Raw genomic sequence first — 17,221 nt, forward strand, 5'->3', positions numbered from 1 at the left:
CTAGAGCTCCTGTCCGGCCAGATCGCCCGGCGCGGGCGGTGCGGCGCGCCCGGCCAGCGTCAGCGCGGCGCGTGCGGCCATGGACGCGCCCTGAAGGATCATCAGGACCGCGAAGACCGGGATCAGGGTCTTGAGCAGGAAGATCAGCGGCAGGCCGTCGCCCTCGCGCGAGCGCTCCAGAATGCGCCACGCCCCGCCGACATAGCCGGTGGAGGTGTAGAGGATCAGCCAGCACATCGGCATCAGAGCGAGATAGGTCCCCGCGAGATCCGTCCAGGCGCGTGCGCGGGCCGACAGTTTGGAATAGATGATATCCACGCGCACATGACCGCCATTGAGGAGCGCCGCCGCGCTGGTCAGAAGAAACAGCGCCGAATGCAGATAGATCACGCTCTCTTGCAGGCGCGAGAGCGACAGGCCGAACACATAGCGCTGGACCACGATCACGGCGGTGACCACCACAAGCGCCAGCGCCGCCCAGCGCACCATGTCGGCGATGGCGATGTTCACCGCATCAATGGCCAGCGCGCTGCGGCGCAGGAGAGTTTCGACAGGGGCGGGCAGTCCCGCGAAGCGGCCCCAGAGCCCGGCGATCAGGGGGATGGCCAGCAGCGGGGAAAGGATGAGCCCGATCAAGCCCAGCGCCGCACCTGTGCTCTGCCCCAGCGCGGGCAGGTTCGCCTGTAGCCACGCGCCCATCGCTCCGCCCGTGGCGGCGTCCGCCGCCAGTCCGGCCAGGGTCGCGCCCAGCAGAACCAGCAGCAGGGCGTCGCCGGCGCGCATGCGGTCAGCCCCCCAGAATCATGTCGCGGCGCTGCAGATAGGGCGCTTCGGAAATCGAGCTCCACGACCGCATGACCCGGCGCGCTTCGATATAGCTGTCATAGACCCGGCGGGTCAGAGGATCGCTCTGGGCGCTGTCGGCGACCACCTGTTCGGACACCCGCCCGATCTCGCGCCAGATATCGTCGGAGAAGTCGCGCAGCTGCACGCCATGGCGGGTGCGCAGGGTCTCCAGCGCCAGGCCGTTCTGATAAGTGAACTCGGCCAGACTCTGGTTGTTGGCCGCCCGGCAGGCGGCGCGCACTATGGCCTGGTGATCCGAGGACAAGGACTCCCAGACGCCCCGGTTGATGCCGACCGCCAGGGCTGCACCCGGCTCATGGAAGCCCGGGCCGTAATAATACGGAGCCTCGCGATAGAAGCCGAACGCCATGTCGTTCCATGGGCCCACCCACTCGGTCGCGTCGATGGCGCCGGACTGGAGCGCCTGGTAGATTTCCCCGCCTGACAGCGCCACCGCCGCGCCGCCCAGCTCGCGGATCACATTGCCGGCGATGCCCGGAATGCGCATGCGCAAGCCCCGAAAATCGGACAGGGCATTGATCTCGCGCTTGAACCAGCCGCCCATCTGATGGCCGGTATTGCCGGCCTGGAAAGCGATCAGATTGAACTGGCCGGCCAGCTCGTCCCAGAGCTGCTGGCCGCCGCCATATTCCACCCAGCCCATGATCTCGGTGGCGGTCAGGCCCATGGGCACCGAGCAGAAGAAATTGTACGCGGGCGAGCGGCCCTGCCAGTAATACTCTGCGCCGTGATACATGTCGGCGACGCCATTCGAGACGGCGTCAAACACTTCAAACGCCCCGACAATCTCGCCGGCGCCATGGACGCGGATATCCAGCTCGCCGCCCGACATGTCTCGGATGAACTCGGCCGTGCGCTCGGCCGCCGTGCCCAGCCCCGGAAACCCCGCCGGCCAGGTGGTGACCATGCGCAAACGCCGCGTGCGCCCGCGCGCCACAGCCGGGGCTGCTGGCCCGTTCTGGGTTCCGGCGTCCTGCGAACACGCGCTGGCCGCGCCTGCCGCCGCGATTGCAGCGCCGGAAATGAATGTGCGGCGATCCATGATGTCTCTCCCCCAGAGTTTTTTGTTCTGTTTTTCCGCGCCGGCTGCTGCCGTGCGCCGTTCAGCCCACCTGCTTGAGCGGTTCGGGCGCGGCCAGGCGGTCGCTTTCGGCGAGCAGGCGCCAGCCTGACGGCTCCAGCACCTCCAGCGGGTGGTAGAGCGCCTTGTAGTCCATCTTCCGGCTGCCTTGCACCCAGTATCCGAGATAGACGTAGGCCAGACCGGCCTCTTTGGCGCGGGCGATGTGATCGAGGATGATGAAGGCGCCCAGGCTGTCGCGCTCGCGCTCGGTGTCGAAGAAGGAATAGACCAGCGAATAGCCGTCCTGCAGCCGGTCCACCAGAACGGCGGCGGCGAGCGCGCCCGACGCGTCGCGATATTCCACCAGTTCAGTGCGCGCGGCGCCTTCCTCCACCATGGTGGCGAAGTCGAAGAAGTCCATGCCCGCCATGTCGCCATCGCCGTGACGCCCGTCGAGATAGCGGCTCAGGAGGGCGTATTGCTCGGGCGTCGCCTCGGGATGGCGTGGCAGGCGCAGCAGGGATTCGTTGCGGCGCATGATGCGGCGCTGGCTGCGGCTGGGCGTGAAGTCGTCCACCGGGATGCGCGCCGACTTGCAGGCCGCGCAGCGTTCGCAGGCCGGGCGGTAGAGGATTGCCTGGGATCGGCGGAAGCCGGCATGGGTCAGCGTGTCGTTCAGGCCCGGGCCTTCGTGCGGATCGACGCGGGTGAACACCTTGCGCTCCAGCCGCCCGGGCAAATAGGGGCAGGGCGAGGGCGCCGTGAGAAAGAACGGCAGCTGGCGGGTGTTGAACGGTCGGGTCACGGGCGTCCCTGGCTATTCATGGTCCTGTCGGCTCATCCTAGCGCGCGATCGGGGCCCATGTAACGGGTCCTGAACGCGCCATTCACATCGGCCAGAAGATCGGAATCACGATCACCGCCACCACGGCGAGGATGATGTTAAGCGGCAAACCGATTCGCACGAAGTCCATGAATTTGTATCCACCGGCATTATAGACCAGCGTGTTGGTCTGGTATCCGATCGGCGTGGCGAAGCTGGCGCTGGCCGCGAACATCACCGCCACCACGAAAGCGCGTGGATCGACGCCCAGTTCCACGCCCAGACCCATGGCGATGGGTGTGATCAGGATCGCGGCCGCGTTGTTGGAGATGGTTTCCGTCAGCGCGGATGTGACGACATAGATCAGCGCCAGCACGGCGATGGGTCCCAGTCCCGCCGCGTACTGCGCCAGCAGGCCGACCAGCATCGCGGCTGCGCCGGTTTTCTCAAGCGCCATGCCGACAGCGAGCATGCCGAAAATCAGGATCAGGATATTCCACTGGATGGAATCGTAGGCGTCCTTGGGGTCAAGGCAGCCAAGCGCGATCACCGCGCCCGCCGCGATCAGCGCCAGCGCCACGATGGGAAGGACTTCGAACGCGGACAGGGCGATGACGGCCAGGATCGCCGCGATGGCGATGGGCGCCTTCTCCCGGCGCCAGGGGTGGTCCTGGGGCTCGGCGAGGTTATTGAGCAGCCCGTCGTCGAACATGGTGCGCAGATCCGCCGGCGAGCCTTCCACCAGCAGGGTGTCGCCCACTTCCAGGCGCAGGGCCTCTCCCTTGCGCGAGACATTCTCGCCGCGACGGTGCACCGCCAGCACATAGACGCCATAGAGCCGCGCCAGACCCAGGCGTCCCAGAGGCCGGCCGATCAGACCGGAATTGGGTCCGATCACGCCTTCGCGCATCACGGTTTCGCTGGTCTCGATGGGTTCGAAGGCGTGGCGCCCCCCCGATATGCCCAGCGCCACATCGCCTTGCTGACGAAGCGACAGCATCTCGGACATGCGCGACTTGACCACGATCCGGTCGCCGCCCTCGATCACCACGTCCGACAAGGCGTGGCGCAGGGAATGACGTTTGCGCACCACATCCACGATGGAGAAGCCCTTGCGCGCGGTCAGGCCCGCTTCGTTGAGGGTCTTGCCGATCAGTTCGGAATCGAACGGCACCGCCACATGGGCGAGGAAGCGGCGCTCCTTGGGGTCGGGCAGGAGCCCGGCCAGCGTGTCGCGGTCCGGCAGGAGGAAGGGCCCGGCGATGGCCAGATAGAAGCAACCCACCACCGCCATGATCACGCCCGCGGCGGTGATCTCGAACATGCCGAAGGCGGCCATGCCGCCGGTCTGGGCCACGCCGTCCACCAGAAGATTGGTCGAGGTGCCGATCAGCGTGGTGGTGCCGCCGAAAATCGCCGCGAAAGAGACCGGTATCAGGAAGCGTGACGGGGCGACGCCCAGCGATCGCGCGAGCCCGATGGCTACCGGGATCACCACTACGACGATGGGGGTGTTGTTGATGAAGGCGCTCATCCCGATCACGCCGGCCATCAGCGCAATCAGGGCTGTGGCCGGGTGGGCGCCTTTCGACAGGCGCGACACCAGCTTGGCCGCGGCATCAATGACGCCGGTTCGCTCCAGCGCTGCCGACAGCACGAAAAGCGCTGCGACTGTTATTGGCGCAGCGTTGGAGAACACCGACAATGTCTCGCTGGCGCTCAGGATGCCGGTGAGCAGCAACAGGCCCATGGCCACAAGCGCGATGATGTCGGGCGACAGGACCTCGCGCGCGAATCCGAAGAACACCGCGCCGACCAGGGCCAGCACAAACACCATTTGCAACGTGTCTAGGGTGAACCAATCTGGCATGCCTGTCCCCGGGATCAGTCTGGTTCGCAAGAGCCCAACGCTATACGAGCGGCAGGCCCGGGCGCGAGCACTTTTACATCAAAGATCGTGAGCTCAAACGAACCGCCAGGCTTCGGCGGCGGCCCGGAACAGGGCGCGGGCCTTGTTCACGGTTTCCTGGCGCTCGGCTTCAGGATCGGAATCAAGCACCACGCCGGCCCCGGCCTGCACGTGCATGCGCCCGTCCTTGATCACCGCGGTGCGCAGGGCGATGCACACGTCCATATCGCCCTGGGCGCCGAAATAGCCCACCGCGCCGGCGTAAACGCCGCGCCGGTGCGGCTCCATCTCGTCAATGATCTCCATGGCGCGCACCTTGGGCGCGCCCGACACTGTGCCCGCGGGGAAGCCGGCCATCAAGGCCGAGACAGCGTCTTCGCCGGCGGCCAGATCGCCCTCGACATTGGAGACCAGATGCATGACATGGCTGTAGCGCTCGACACTCTCGCGCTCGGTGACGCGTACGCTGCCCGGGCGCGCCACCCGGCCTACGTCGTTGCGGCCCAAGTCCAGCAACATCAGATGTTCCGACCGCTCTTTGGGGTCGGCCTTGAGGTCGGCTTCGAACGCGGCGTCGGCCTCTGGCGTCGCGCCGCGCGGGCGGGTGCCGGCGATGGGGCGCACCGTGACCGTCGAGCCGCGCAGGCGCACCAGAATTTCCGGGCTGGACCCGGCAATGGCGAAGCCGGGCAGGTTGAAGAAGAACAGGAAGGGTGACGGATTGGTCCGGCGCAGCGAGCGATAGAGCGCGAAGGGCGGCGCGGTGAAGGGCGTGGAGAAGCGCTGGCTGGGCACGACCTGGAACACGTCGCCAGCTTTGATATAGGCGCGCGCGGTCTGCACCTTGGCGCGATAATCGGCCTCGCTCATGTTTGCCTGGGGCTCGGGCAGGGCGGCCGGACTGGCGCCTGAGGGGAGCGGGGCCGGAGAATCGAGCCGGTTGAACACCGCTTCAATGCGCCGGCGCGCGGCGTCAATTTGCAAAGCCGGGTCGGCGCCGGGCTCGGGCCGGACTGGCGCGGCGGCGAGAATTTCCTGGCGCAGGGCGTCAAAGATCACCATCACGCGCGGGCGCAAGAGATAGCCATCCGGCGTGCCCAGCGGATCGGGCGCAGCCTGTGACGGCAGGCGTTCAGCCTGGCGGGCCATGTCATAGCCAAGATAGCCGAACAGGCCCGCCGCCAGCGGCGCGACGCCAGATGGCATGTCCATCGCGCTGTCGGCGATCAGGCGTTTGAGCGATTGCAATGGCGGTTCGGCGCAAGGCTCGAACCGGCCCGGCGCCATGCCGGGACCGGGAGCGCGGGCCTGTTCGGCCGTGTCGCCCGAGCAACGCCAGACCAGATCGGGATCGAGCCCGATGGCCGAATACCGGCCGCGGTATGCGCCGCCTTCCACGCTTTCCAGCAGGAAGGTGTTCACATGCGACGCGGCAAGCTTGAGATAGGCCGAGACCGGGGTTTCAAGATCATCGACCCGGCGCGCCGTGAGCAGAACCGCGCGCCCGGCAGTCAGCTCGGCGCGTGCAGCGTCGAGATCAGGCGCAAATTCCGGCTGGGACATCGCCGCGCCGCTATCGGTCAAGCTCGATGCGGCCGAGCGCCTGATCGATCAGGCGCTGATCGGTGCGCACCTCGTACGCGTCGAGCAGAGCGGCCTGGAGCGAAATGGCGATATCGCTTTCGATCTCCTGGCGCATCGCCGTCTGGAGCTCTTCACCAGCGACGGCCGGGGCGGGGGCGATAATCTCATCCACCACCACAATAGCCCGCGTGCGCTGATCGCCGGCGCGGGCGGCAAAGCGGGTTCCCGGCGCAACGCCGAAGGCTTGCGAAACCAGATTGCGGTTGAACGGGCCGGCGGTCTCCTCGCGCCCCAACGTGGCGATCTCCACGGTGGCGCCGCCGCCGATGAGGGCGGCGATCCCTTCGAGGCTTTCACCGGCCTGGGTGCGCTCCAGTGCATCATCGACCATGACCTGAAGGCGCTCGTCCACCGTGCGCAGACGCCAGAACGCCTCCGCGTCCTCGCGCACTTCGTCCACCAGCGGCAGGCGCGGCGCTTCGACGGATTCGACACGGGCGACCACATAACTGCCCTCGCCAAAGGGCTCCAGCTCGCTGTCGAGACCGGGGGTCAGGGAGAACACCAGCTGCAGGATGGCGTCGCCGCCTTCTTCCAGCAGGGTGGAGGCTGGCGCGCCTTCCAGCGTGAACCCGTCAGCGGTGATGTAATCAAAGCGCTCCACCGGCACGCCGGCCTCGTTGGCGGCCTCGGCCAGATCAAAACCCTGCCGGCGCGCATCTTCAAACGCGCTCATGGCAGTGAACATGTCTTCTTCGGCCTGGTCGCCGGCGAGTTCGGCGCGCAATTCATCGCGCAGAGCATCCAGCGACGGCGCCTCGGGGTCCACCGCGCCGGTCACGCGCACCACCCGCCAGCCCAGGCGGCTGTCGACTGCACGCACATCGCCTGCGCCCATTTCGAACACAGCCGCTGCGATGGCGCGGTCAGGCACCTGGCTTTCCTGCAGATCGGTGAACGCCACGCGCTCGCCCAGATTCAGCGCCGTGCGCAGGTCGGCAATGGCTTCTCCCGCCGCGAGGCGCTCGGCGCCGGCTTCGGCGCTGGCCTGGTCAGGCGCGGCCCATTGCTCATACGACCGCTCCTGAGGGTCGGCCAACTCGCCGCGGTCCAGGCGGAAAGCGTACAGGTCCTCGATATCGGTGTCGCTGACCTGCGCATCGCGTTCGAACAGCGCCGGAGCAAAGCGGATGAGCGTGAAGCGGCGCTGCTCGGGACGTTCGAAGACGCCGGCGTTTTCGGCGATGAAGGTTTCCAGTGTGGCGTCGTCCGGGTCGCCCACATCGCCCGCGAGGCTTGGCGGGATCAGCAGGGCGCGCATGGCGCGCCGCTCGCCGGTCCAGGCCTGACGCGCCGTCACGAAAAGCGATGGCGGCTGCACTGATCCCAGAAGCGCGTCGACGAATTGTCCCTGACGCAGCTCGCGCGCAATGTCCCGCTCGAACTGGCGGTCGATGGATCCGCCTGTGTATCCGTTTTGGCTCAGGACTTCGAGGAAGGTCGCCTGGTCGAACCGGCCGGTGAACGGGTTCTGGAAGGCAGGGATTTCCTGGATGGCGTCGAACACCATCCGGTCCGAGATGGACAGGCCCAGCTCGTTCGCCTTGGCGGCGAGAGCGGCCTGCAAGGTCATCTGCTGGAGCACCTGGTCGCCAAAGCCGGCCGCATCAATCTCCTCGCGCGTCAGGCGCGGATTTTCGCGCTGCACCTGGGCGACCTGGCGGTTGTAGGTGCGCAGCAATTCCTGCGCGCTGACCCGTTCCGGCCCCACCACAACGGCGGAGGTGCCGCCGCCGGTGATGATGTCGGTCACGCCCCAAAGCGCGAAGGCGGCGACGAGCAGTGCAATGATGATCCCGCCGATAAGCGGGTTCTTGGCCATTTGACGGATGAGCGTAAGCATGCGGTGAACGGGTCCGGGGCCGTTTGCGGGGAGCGCGAACCTAGCCGGGCGTCGGCGCAGCGGCAAGCCGCGTACGCGCCGCGCCCTGCATTGCGGCGCAGGCGTCCGGCTGGTATCGCTCCGCGCCGAAGTTGCGGCGGGGCGCACGGGACGTCCGGACCAGCGGGGGAGAAGCCCATGACGCGGCGCAAGCTGATTGCGGGAAACTGGAAAATGCACGGGCTCAGCGCCGATCTGGCCTGGGCGGACCGGCTGTCCGGCCTGCTGGCGGTGCCGCCGCGCAGTGAAGTCCTGGTGTGTCCGCCCGCCACCTTGCTCTCGGGCATGGCTGCGCGCGCCCCTGGTTGGGTGGCGGTCGGCGCTCAGGACTGCGCCGCAGACTCTGGCGGCGCACAGACCGGGGATGTGTCGGCGGCCATGCTGGCCGATCTCGGCGCGCGCTTTGTCATCACCGGGCACAGTGAGCGCCGGCGGCTGCATGGCGAGAGCGATGCGCAGGTGCGCGCCAAGTCGCAAGCGGCGCTGGACGCCGGACTCACGCCCCTGATCTGCGTTGGCGAGACGCTGGAGCAGCGCCAGGCGGGCGAGGCGCAAGCGGTCGTCCTGCAACAGGTTCTGGCCAGCGTGCCGGAGGCGGCCGCAGGCCGCGTGATCATCGCCTATGAGCCGGTCTGGGCCATCGGCACCGGCGCTCATGCCCGCCCTGAGGACGCTGACGAGATGCACCGCGCCATCCGCAGCGCCTTGCGTGACGGCCATGGCGATCAGCTGCGCATTCTCTATGGCGGCTCGGTCAATCCGGACAATGCCGCAGGCCTCCTGGCCCAGCCCCATATTGACGGGGCCCTGGTCGGCGGCGCCAGTCTTGATCCGGCCCGTTTCGCCGCCATCATCCGCGCCGCCGGGTAAGGCGTTCTTCAGATTTCGTGACTAGATTCATTCGCGATAACTCACGAGACCCGGTCAGCGGGCGCTGGAGTGGCGGATGGCAGAGCTGGATTATCGCCGCGCAACCGTGGCGCTCTTTGATCCTGTGCATGTAAACCTGCGCATTACGCGGTATGCGCTGCATGAAATCGGATTCCGGGAGATCATGTCGCTGAACTCGCTGGGCGAGCTCAAGCGCCGCCTGGTCGATGAGGCGCCGCACCTGCTGGTCGCGGAGACATCCAATCACGAGGCTGAGGTGTTCCGCCTGGTGCGCGCCATCAGGGCCGGTGAAGCATCGACCAACCCGTTCGCCGCGATTCTGCTGACCACCTGGCGGCGTGACACGAGCCTGGTGCGCGAGGCCATCGGGTCCGGCGCCGACGATGTGATCATCCGGCCGTTCTCGACATCGTTTGCCGAAGAGCGGGTGCGCACGCTGGTGCGCGCGCGCAAGCCCTTCATCGTCACCAGCGATTACATCGGCCCGGACCGGCGGCGCGACAAGGCCAGGGGCGGGGGCGCCGCCCAGCCGATCGACGCGCCCAACGTGCTGCGTGCGGTGGTGGAAAATGACAGCGATGCGCTGGCGCGCGCCCGCGTCTGGATCGACGAGGCCCGCCGCACGGTGGATGGCGAGCGTCTGCGCCGGTTGTGCATGCGCGTGGTGATCGGCGCCGAAGCGGCGGCGGCCGAGCTGCAGGCGGGGCGCGAGCCGGTCATGGATTTGTCCGATCTGGAGCGCGGCGCCCGGGAAGTGCGCGCCAGGCTCGCCCGCACCCGCTCGGCCGAGGCCAAGCGTGTGGCGCATGCGCTGTGCGAGGTCACGTCCGAACTGCGCGAGCCGGGCGGATTCACCGTGGCCAATCTGTCGCTGGCGCGCGAGCTAGCGATGGCGGCCTATGTGGCGTTCGCCGGAGATGACGGCATCGAGCGGTCGCGCGACGAGATTGAAGGGGCCGTCCAGCTGCTGCGCCAGCGCATGGCCCAGGCGTCTGTGCGCAAGGCGCAGCCCGATAGTGGCGTTGCGGCTGCGCCTGAGCTAAAACGCGCGGCAAGTTGAGCGCGCCGGAGCCCCGGCGCGTCATTTGCACGACAGGGCCGCGCCGACATGATTGCTGTTCTCCTGATTATCCATCTTCTGATCATCGCCGCGATGGTGACCATCATTCTCATGCAGCGCTCCGAAGGCGGCGCGCTGGGCATTGGCGGCGGCGGGCCGGGCGGCATGATGAGCGGGCGCGGCGCAGCCAATCTCCTGACCCGCTCCACGATGATTCTGGGCGCGCTGTTTGTCGGCAACTCGATCCTGCTGGCGGTGCTGGCGAGCGTGGATGACAGCGGACGCTCGGTGATTGAACGCATGGGCGCGGAACAGTCAGACCAGCTGCCGTTTGATTTCACGACCCTGCCGGATGATGCGGCCGATGACACCGTTCCGGACGCTGAAGGCGAGGTCCAGCCGGACGCCGAGGCCGACGACGCGCCGCCTCCGCCGCCGGCGGTTGAAGACGAGCCCGAGATTCCGGGCCGCTAGGGGCGCAAATTCTTTGACAGCCCGGCGCAGCGTGCGAGGCGAGCCATGTCTGCCCAGTCCAAGACCGATGTGCGGCGCATAACGCCGCCGGATATTCGCGCCCGCAAGGGCGGCGAGCCCTTGGTGTGCCTGACCGCTTATGACGCGCCCATGGCCGCTCTGCTCGACCCCCATTGCGACTTGCTTCTGGTGGGCGATTCGGTGGGCATGGTGGTGCACGGCCTGCCCAACACGCTGCCCGTCACGCTTGAGATGATGATCCTGCATGGCCAGGCGGTGATGCGCGGCTCGAAGCGGGCGCTGGTGGCCGTCGACATGCCGTTCTCCACCTATGAGCGCTCCAAGGAGCAGGCGTTCGACAATGCCTCGCGCATCCTGCGCGAAACCGGATGCCATGCCGTGAAGGTGGAAAGCGGCGTCTATATCGCCGAGACCATCCGATTCATGGCTGAGCGCGCCATTCCGGTGATCGGCCATGTCGGGCTGCGGCCCCAGGCCTCGCTGGCCGATGGCGGGTTCAAGGCCAAGGGACGCGATGCGGCCAGCCGCGCAAAAGTGCTGGAAGAAGCCATAGCGGCGGATGAGGCGGGCGCGTTCGCCATCGTCATTGAAGGCGTCGCCGAGGATCTCGCCGAGGAAATCACCAGCAAGGTGAAAGCGCCCACGATCGGGATTGGCGCTTCGGCGGCGTGCGACGGACAGATTCTCGTGACGCCGGACATGCTGGGCCTGTTCGACTGGACGCCGCGCTTCGTGAGGCGCTACGCCGACATCAAGAGCCAGGTCGAAGACGGCGTGAAGGCCTATGCCGATGATGTGCGCTCACGCGCCTTTCCCGGTCCCGATCAGGTCTACAAACCCAGGCCGAGTTGACCCTGCGCCGAGCGGCACGGCGTTGTTGCCCGTGAGAGACGGCGCGGCTAGGGTCGCGCGCACTGTTTTGAGGTTAAATCCGGAGCCCTGTCTTGGCTGACGCGTTCGACGAAGTCGAAGAAGAACTGCGCCGCGAGCGCTATCAGGCGATGCTGCGCAAATGGGGGCCCTGGGTGGCCGGCATTGCGGCGGCGATCGTGCTGGGCGCGGCAGGATATCAGTACTGGTCCGCGACCACGAAATCGGCCGCAGACTCTGCGTCCGACGCCTATCAGGCCGCGGCCACCCTGTTTGAAGCGGGCGCGTTGAACGAGGCCGACGCCGCGTTCGCCAGCCTGGCCGAAACCGGACCGCGCGGCTATGCGGCGCTGGCGCTGATGCGCCGTGCGGCCATCGCGCAGGCCGGCGGCGACGCGCAGGAAGCGGCGCGCCTGTTCGAGGCTGCCGGCGAACGTTCACCCGACCCGCTGACCCGCGATGTGGCGCGCTATCGCGCGGTGCTGGCGGTGTTCGATGATCTGTCGCTGGATGATCTCAATCTGCGCCTCGAGCCGCTGACGCGCGCCGGATCCGCGGTCGGTCCGCTGGCCCGCGAGCTGATGGCGGCCGCCGCCTTGCGTGACCAGCGCTGGGATGATGCGCGCCGGCGCTATGAACTTCTGACCATCGCTGTCGATGCACCCGCTGGCGTGCAGCGCCGCGCCCAAGAGGCCTTGGCCTATATCGACCAGAACGCCCCGGCTGAAGCGCCCGCCGAACCGGCCGGGGCCGATGCGCCGGACGCCGGGTCTGAGGGCGGAGAACCGGCTGCGGACGGCGATGCGCCCGCCGAACTGCCTGACGCGCTGCGCCGGGTGCTGGACGAAGGTACGCCATCACCGGACGAAGACGACCCGATCGAGGCTTTGCGGCGCCTGCGCGAGCAGGCCGGCGAACCCGGCGCCGACAATGAGGAGGACGGGCGATGAGCCTTGCCAGATTGCTTCCCCTGACGCTCACCCTGTGCGCGGGCCTTGCTCTGGCCGGTTGCGGCGCAGGCGAGCAGCTCAGCCGCATCAACCCGTTTTCGGGCACGGAGGGCGAGGACCCCAATGCGCCGCCGCGCGATCAGCGCATTCCCGTGCTCGAGCTTGATGACCGTATGGCCGCGCCCGAGACTGCCGAACCGGTCACGCTGCCCCGGTCCTATGTGAACAATGCCTGGCCCCAGTCCGACGGATTTCCGACCCACGCCATGCAGCACACGCGCGCGTCGGGCGCGCTGAACCGTCTGTGGCGTGTGGATATCGGGTCGGGCTCGTCGCGCGACCGGCGCGTGCGCGCCCGTCCTGTGATTTCTGACGGCGTGGTCTACGCCATGGATGCTGACGGCCGCATTTCAGCGCGCTCGCTGGATACGGGTGCAGAAAGCTGGAGCACCCGCCTCCAGAATGAAGAGGGCGCCGGGCCGCGCAGCTCCTGGGTTCCGTTTGCAGGCCGCGGAAGCAGCGCCCCGACATTTGGCGGCTCGATCGGGTATGATTCCGGCCGTCTGTTCGCCCACACTGGTGGCCGATTCTTCGTGGCCCTGGACGCCCGCTCCGGCGCGGAACTGTGGCGCCGCACGGCGCTGACGCCCTATCATTCCGCCCCGACCATCGCGGACGGGCGCGTGTTCGTCACCACCGATGACAACGAGCTTCTGGCCCTCGACGCCGCGAACGGCGAAGTCGTCTGGTCCCACCGGTCGATCGCCGAAACGGCCCGGGTTCTGGCCACGCCAAGCCCTGCGGTTCTCGGCGCGACGTTGATTGCGCCCTACAGCTCGGGTGAAGTGGCCGCGCTGAGCGTGCCCAACGGGCGCGAGCTGTGGACCGAGGCGCTGACGCGCGCGGGCGGCCTGACGCCGATGTCGACCATCAATGACATCGCCGCCAGCCCGGTGGTGATTGGCGACCGGGTGTATGCGATGAGCCATTCGGGCGTCATGGCGGCGCTCGATCTGCGCACAGGCCAGCGCCTGTGGACGCTGCCTGCGGGCGGCGTGCACACCCCCGCGCTGGCGGGCGATTTCCTGTTCCTGGTCACCGTCGACGCCCAGCTGACCGCGATTGACCGCAATACCGGCGAAGTGCGCTGGCTGACGCAGCTGGGCCAGTTCGAGAACGAGCGCCGCCGCCGCAATCGCGTCGCCTGGGCCGGACCTGTGCTGGCCGGGGACCGGTTGGTGCTGGCGTCGTCGCGCGGTGAGCTGGTGATCGTCGATGCGGCTACAGGCGCAGTCAACGCGACCCGCGATCTGGGTGATCCGGTGTTCGTGGCGCCGGTGATCGCTGCCGAGACCGTTGTGGTCGTGACCAATAGCGGCCGCCTGATCGCGCTGCGCTAGGTGCGCGGCGGGCCAAGCGGCGAACGGAGCATCCGGTGAAACGCCTGCCCGCCCTGGCCATTGTCGGCCGCCCCAATGTGGGCAAGTCCACCCTGTTCAACCGGCTTGCCGGCAAGCCGCTGGCCATTGTTGATGACCGTCCGGGCATTACCCGCGACCGGCGCGAGGCGCGTGGCCGTCTGGGCGATCTGGATCTGCGCCTGATCGACACGGCCGGGTATGAGGACGCGTCCACCGGCATCGAGGTGCGCATGCGCGCCCAGACCGAACGCGCCATGAAGGACGCCGATCTGTGCGTCTTTCTTATTGATGGCCGTGAGGGTGTGACGGCGCTCGACACCCGCTTCGCCGAACTGCTGCGCCGATCCGGGCGCCCGGTGGTTCTGGCGGTCAACAAGTGCGAAGGCGCGCGCGGCGATCGCGGGTTGGACGAGGCCTGGGCCATGGGGTTGGGCGAGCCGGTGCCGGTGTCCGCCGCCCATGGCGAGGGGATGAGCGATCTGTTCGTGCGCCTGGCCGCCGTGATCGACGAGATTGATCTTGAGATACCGCCGGAGCCGGGCGCGCCGGAAGCGCCGGTGCAGTCAGATCATGAAGACGCCGATTTCGATCCTGACGCAGACGTCGAAGTGGACGAAGGTGCGCCGCTGCGCATCGCCGTGGTGGGGCGGCCCAATGTGGGCAAGTCGACGCTGGTCAACGCCCTGATCGGCGAGGAACGCGTGATCACGGGGCCCGAAGCCGGACTGACGCGTGACGCCATCGCGGTGGAGTGGGAATGGGAAGGCCGGCGCGTGCGCCTGCACGACACGGCGGGCCTGCGCAAGCGGGGCAAGGTGGATGACCGCATCGAGCGCATGAGCGCGGCCGACACGCTGCGCGCGGTGAAGTTTGCCGAGATCGTGCTGTTGCTGGTCGACGCCGAACAGCCGTTCGAACGCCAGGACCTCAATATCGCCTCACGCGTCGAGGCGGAAGGGCGTGGCCTGATCGTCCTGTTATCGAAATGGGATCTGGTGCCTGACAAGCAGGCGCGCCTGGCCGAGCTGCGCGAGATGTTCGAGCGGCTGCTGCCCCAGATCAAGGGCGCCCCGCTGATCCCGATCTCGGCGGTGACCGGGCGCGGCCTCGACCGCATCATGCCCGAGGTCAAAGCCCTGCACCGCAACTGGAACGCCCGGGTGAAGACCCGCGATCTCAATGATTGGCTGGGTGAAATGACCCAGCGCCATCCACCCCCTGCGGTGGACGGGCGCCGGGTCAAAGCCAAATACATGGCCCAGACCAAGGCGCGCCCGCCCACTTTCGTACTGATGGCGTCGCGCGCGGCTTATCTGCCCGAGAGCTACAAGCGCTATCTGGTCAATGGCCTGCGCGAAGCGTTCGGCCTGCCCGGCGTGCCGATCCGCCTGATCGTGAAGGCGGGCGACAACCCGTATGCCAAGAAAACCTAGCCCTTGAAGCCTTCGGCGATCAGGAAGGTTTCCGCGCTTTCCGAGCGGCTGGCCGGCGGCTTGTAGTGGCGCACTTTTTTGAACCGGGTCTTCAGGGCATCCAGCACGTCCTGCGAGGCGCCGCCCTGGAAGACCTTGGCGACGAACGCGCCACCGGGTTTGAGCACGTCCATGGCGAACAGGGCTGCGGCCTCCACCAGCGCGACGATGCGCAAATGGTCTGTCGACTTGTGACCTGTCGTCCAGGGCGCCAGGTCTGACAGGACCAGGTCAGCCGGTCCGCCCAGCGCCTGTTTGAGGGCTTCGGCGGCGCCCGGCTCGGTGAAATCCAACTCCAGCAGGATCGCGCCGGGGATCTGGGGAATCTCCAGAAGGTCGATGCCGGCCACATGGCTGGCGCCGCGTTTCAGCGCCACCTGCGTCCAGCCCCCCGGAGCTGCGCCGAGATCGGCGATGCGCATGCCGGGCCGCAGCAGGTGGAACTTGTCGTCCAGCTCGATCAGCTTGTAGGCGGCGCGGGAGCGATAGCCTTCCTGACGCGCCTTGGCCACGTACGGGTCATTGAGCTGCCGGTCGAGCCAGCGCTGGGACGAATGCTTGCGCCCGCGCGCGGTTTTGACCCGTGTGCGCAGCTGCTTGGCCGAGCGGGCGTCGCCGCCCGCCGTGACGGGACCGGACTGGCGGCGGCGGCGCGGTTCGTCTGTGTCGTCGTCAGAACCGCTCATGAGGGCGTGCTTCCTTTGCGGGACCCGGACCGGCCTCTGGCGCCCCGGCGGCGGCGCGGGCGCATCAGGCCCAGCAGAATGCCTTCTCGCAGGCCGCGGTCGCCGACCCGTACGCGTTCGCATGGCCACGCATCCATCACCGCTTCATAGATGGCGCACCCGGCGACCACCAGATCGGCGCGGTCATCGCCGATACAGCCCTCGCGCGCCCGGTCGGCGCGGCCCTGCGTGGCCAGACGGTGGCAGGCGATGCGGGCGTCAGCCGTGCTCATCCACATGCCGTCGACCCGGTCGCGGACATATTTGTCCAGATTGAGATGCACCCCGGCGACCGAGGTGACTGTGCCCGATGTGCCGACAATATGCGCGCGCCCCGCCTCGAACAGGGGACGCAGGCGGCGCGCACCCTTGGGCGGACGCAAATGCTCGGCGGCGCAGGTTTTCATGGCCTGATACCAGCCGGCGCGCAGGTCCGGATCGTCCGGCTCGGGGAAGCGGTCGGACAGCGTCACCACGCCCAGCGGCATGGTTGACCAGCCGCGCAGGGGCGGGCGTCCGCCCGATTTCAGAGCGCCGCGGGCGCGCCACTCGGCCAGATCCACCCAGCACAGCTCTGTCGAGCCGCCGCCGATATCGATCACCAGACCCGCGTCATACTCCGCATCGAGCAGATCGAGACTGCCCTGTACGGCCAGGCGCGCCTCTTCCTCGGCGGTGATGATTTCCAGATCAAGGCCGGTCAACTCCTTGGCGCGGGCCAGGAATTCGGGACCGTTGGTCGCGACGCGGCAGGCCTCGGTCGCAATGGCGCGCAGGCGGGTCACATTGCGGCGTTTGACCCGGTCCGCACACACGCTCAGAGCTTCCAGTGCGCGGGTCATGGCCGGTTCGGACAGTTCGCCGGTGGACAAAAGCCCTTCGCCCAGACGCACGATGCGCGAATAGGCGTCCACCACGCGAAAGCCGTGCTGGGTCTTGCACGCCAGCAGCATGCGGCAATTGGTGGTGCCCAGATCGATCGCCCCGTAGACCGGGTCGGCGGACCGTCGGCGGGTGGGCCCCTCCGGCCGCGGCTTGGGCGCATCGGCCCCGGCGGCATCCTTCGCCATGTTTCCACGTCCCTGTTGCGGGCGGCGGGATCGTGGCGCGCCGCCATTCACGGGGGCGCAGCCCTCAGCATTCCGTCGC

Annotated in this window: 15 protein-coding genes; 7 read left to right on the top strand and 8 right to left on the bottom strand. The window is 67.9% G+C overall.

The features are described 5' to 3' along the window. The 6 genes from L2D01_07505 to L2D01_07530 form a co-directional block, all read right to left on the bottom strand. Nucleotides 1-783, bottom strand: coding sequence for a TRAP transporter small permease subunit (locus L2D01_07505; protein WBQ08750.1), 783 nt, complete (start codon nt 781-783; stop codon nt 1-3). Nucleotides 784-787: 4 nt separating this feature from the next. Continuing rightward, nucleotides 788-1,909 carry a TRAP transporter substrate-binding protein gene (locus L2D01_07510; GenBank protein WBQ08751.1) on the bottom strand — a complete coding sequence of 374 codons (1,122 nt, stop codon included), beginning with the start codon at nt 1,907-1,909 and terminating at the stop codon, nt 788-790. 61 nt (nt 1,910-1,970) lie between these two features. Further along, a complete protein-coding gene (locus L2D01_07515; protein WBQ08752.1) occupies nt 1,971-2,735 on the bottom strand; it encodes an arginyltransferase in 765 nt (254 codons plus the stop codon). 82 nt (nt 2,736-2,817) lie between these two features. Continuing rightward, nucleotides 2,818-4,623, bottom strand: coding sequence for an SLC13 family permease (locus L2D01_07520; protein ID WBQ08753.1), 1,806 nt, complete (start codon nt 4,621-4,623; stop codon nt 2,818-2,820). Between the two features lie 93 nt (nt 4,624-4,716). Next, complete coding sequence (gene trpE, locus L2D01_07525) at nt 4,717-6,225, bottom strand: anthranilate synthase component I (protein ID WBQ08754.1); 1,509 nt, start codon at nt 6,223-6,225, stop codon at nt 4,717-4,719. A gap of 10 nt (nt 6,226-6,235) precedes the next feature. Next, entirely contained in the window at nt 6,236-8,149 is a 1,914-nt protein-coding gene (locus L2D01_07530) for a SurA N-terminal domain-containing protein (GenBank protein ID WBQ08755.1), read from the bottom strand. A gap of 177 nt (nt 8,150-8,326) precedes the next feature. Between L2D01_07530 and tpiA the strand changes: the two genes are divergently transcribed. From tpiA to der, 7 genes are all read left to right on the top strand, one after another. Further along, entirely contained in the window at nt 8,327-9,058 is a 732-nt protein-coding gene (gene tpiA / locus L2D01_07535) for a triose-phosphate isomerase (protein WBQ08756.1), read from the top strand. Between the two features lie 76 nt (nt 9,059-9,134). Next, a complete protein-coding gene (locus L2D01_07540; protein WBQ08757.1) occupies nt 9,135-10,139 on the top strand; it encodes a hypothetical protein in 1,005 nt (334 codons plus the stop codon). A 48-nt stretch (nt 10,140-10,187) separates the two neighbouring features. Then, nucleotides 10,188-10,613, top strand: coding sequence for a preprotein translocase subunit SecG (gene secG, locus L2D01_07545; protein ID WBQ08758.1), 426 nt, complete (start codon nt 10,188-10,190; stop codon nt 10,611-10,613). Nucleotides 10,614-10,658: 45 nt separating this feature from the next. After that, nucleotides 10,659-11,486, top strand: coding sequence for a 3-methyl-2-oxobutanoate hydroxymethyltransferase (gene panB, locus L2D01_07550; protein WBQ08759.1), 828 nt, complete (start codon nt 10,659-10,661; stop codon nt 11,484-11,486). A 92-nt stretch (nt 11,487-11,578) separates the two neighbouring features. Further along, nucleotides 11,579-12,454 (top strand): tetratricopeptide repeat protein, encoded by an 876-nt coding sequence (locus tag L2D01_07555; protein WBQ08760.1) that lies wholly within the window; start codon nt 11,579-11,581, stop codon nt 12,452-12,454. Beyond that, the gene (locus L2D01_07560) at nt 12,451-13,854 is read left to right on the top strand and encodes a PQQ-like beta-propeller repeat protein (protein WBQ08761.1); all 1,404 of its coding nucleotides are present in this window, start codon (nt 12,451-12,453) and stop codon (nt 13,852-13,854) included. The genes L2D01_07555 and L2D01_07560 overlap by 4 nt, the downstream gene beginning before the upstream one ends. Before the next feature lie 35 nt (nt 13,855-13,889). Then, nucleotides 13,890-15,308: a ribosome biogenesis GTPase Der gene (gene der / locus L2D01_07565; protein ID WBQ08762.1), complete on the top strand. Its 1,419-nt coding sequence runs from the start codon at nt 13,890-13,892 to the stop codon at nt 15,306-15,308. Here the strand turns inward: der and L2D01_07570 are convergent. Both L2D01_07570 and L2D01_07575 read right to left on the bottom strand, forming a co-directional pair. Beyond that, complete coding sequence (locus tag L2D01_07570; protein WBQ08763.1) at nt 15,305-16,033, bottom strand: RlmE family RNA methyltransferase; 729 nt, start codon at nt 16,031-16,033, stop codon at nt 15,305-15,307. The genes der and L2D01_07570 overlap by 4 nt on opposite strands. Then, nucleotides 16,030-17,142 (bottom strand): Ppx/GppA family phosphatase, encoded by a 1,113-nt coding sequence (locus tag L2D01_07575; GenBank protein ID WBQ08764.1) that lies wholly within the window; start codon nt 17,140-17,142, stop codon nt 16,030-16,032. The genes L2D01_07570 and L2D01_07575 overlap by 4 nt, the downstream gene beginning before the upstream one ends. Between the last annotated feature and the right edge of the window lie 79 nt (nt 17,143-17,221).

Source organism: Hyphomonadaceae bacterium ML37 (assembly GCA_027627685.1).
Taxonomy (GTDB): Bacteria; Pseudomonadota; Alphaproteobacteria; order Caulobacterales; family Maricaulaceae; genus Oceanicaulis.

Coding starts and splice junctions, on each gene's coding strand:
- L2D01_07530 (WBQ08755.1), bottom strand. CDS start 8,149: ATGCTTACGCTCATCCGTCAAATGGCCAAGAACCCGCTTATCGGCGGG.
- tpiA (WBQ08756.1), top strand. CDS start 8,327: ATGACGCGGCGCAAGCTGATTGCGGGAAACTGGAAAATGCACGGGCTC.
- L2D01_07510 (WBQ08751.1), bottom strand. CDS start 1,909: ATGGATCGCCGCACATTCATTTCCGGCGCTGCAATCGCGGCGGCAGGC.
- L2D01_07520 (WBQ08753.1), bottom strand. CDS start 4,623: ATGCCAGATTGGTTCACCCTAGACACGTTGCAAATGGTGTTTGTGCTG.
- L2D01_07560 (WBQ08761.1), top strand. CDS start 12,451: ATGAGCCTTGCCAGATTGCTTCCCCTGACGCTCACCCTGTGCGCGGGC.
- L2D01_07575 (WBQ08764.1), bottom strand. CDS start 17,142: ATGGCGAAGGATGCCGCCGGGGCCGATGCGCCCAAGCCGCGGCCGGAG.
- secG (WBQ08758.1), top strand. CDS start 10,188: ATGATTGCTGTTCTCCTGATTATCCATCTTCTGATCATCGCCGCGATG.
- L2D01_07570 (WBQ08763.1), bottom strand. CDS start 16,033: ATGAGCGGTTCTGACGACGACACAGACGAACCGCGCCGCCGCCGCCAG.
- L2D01_07505 (WBQ08750.1), bottom strand. CDS start 783: ATGCGCGCCGGCGACGCCCTGCTGCTGGTTCTGCTGGGCGCGACCCTG.
- trpE (WBQ08754.1), bottom strand. CDS start 6,225: ATGTCCCAGCCGGAATTTGCGCCTGATCTCGACGCTGCACGCGCCGAG.
- L2D01_07540 (WBQ08757.1), top strand. CDS start 9,135: ATGGCAGAGCTGGATTATCGCCGCGCAACCGTGGCGCTCTTTGATCCT.
- panB (WBQ08759.1), top strand. CDS start 10,659: ATGTCTGCCCAGTCCAAGACCGATGTGCGGCGCATAACGCCGCCGGAT.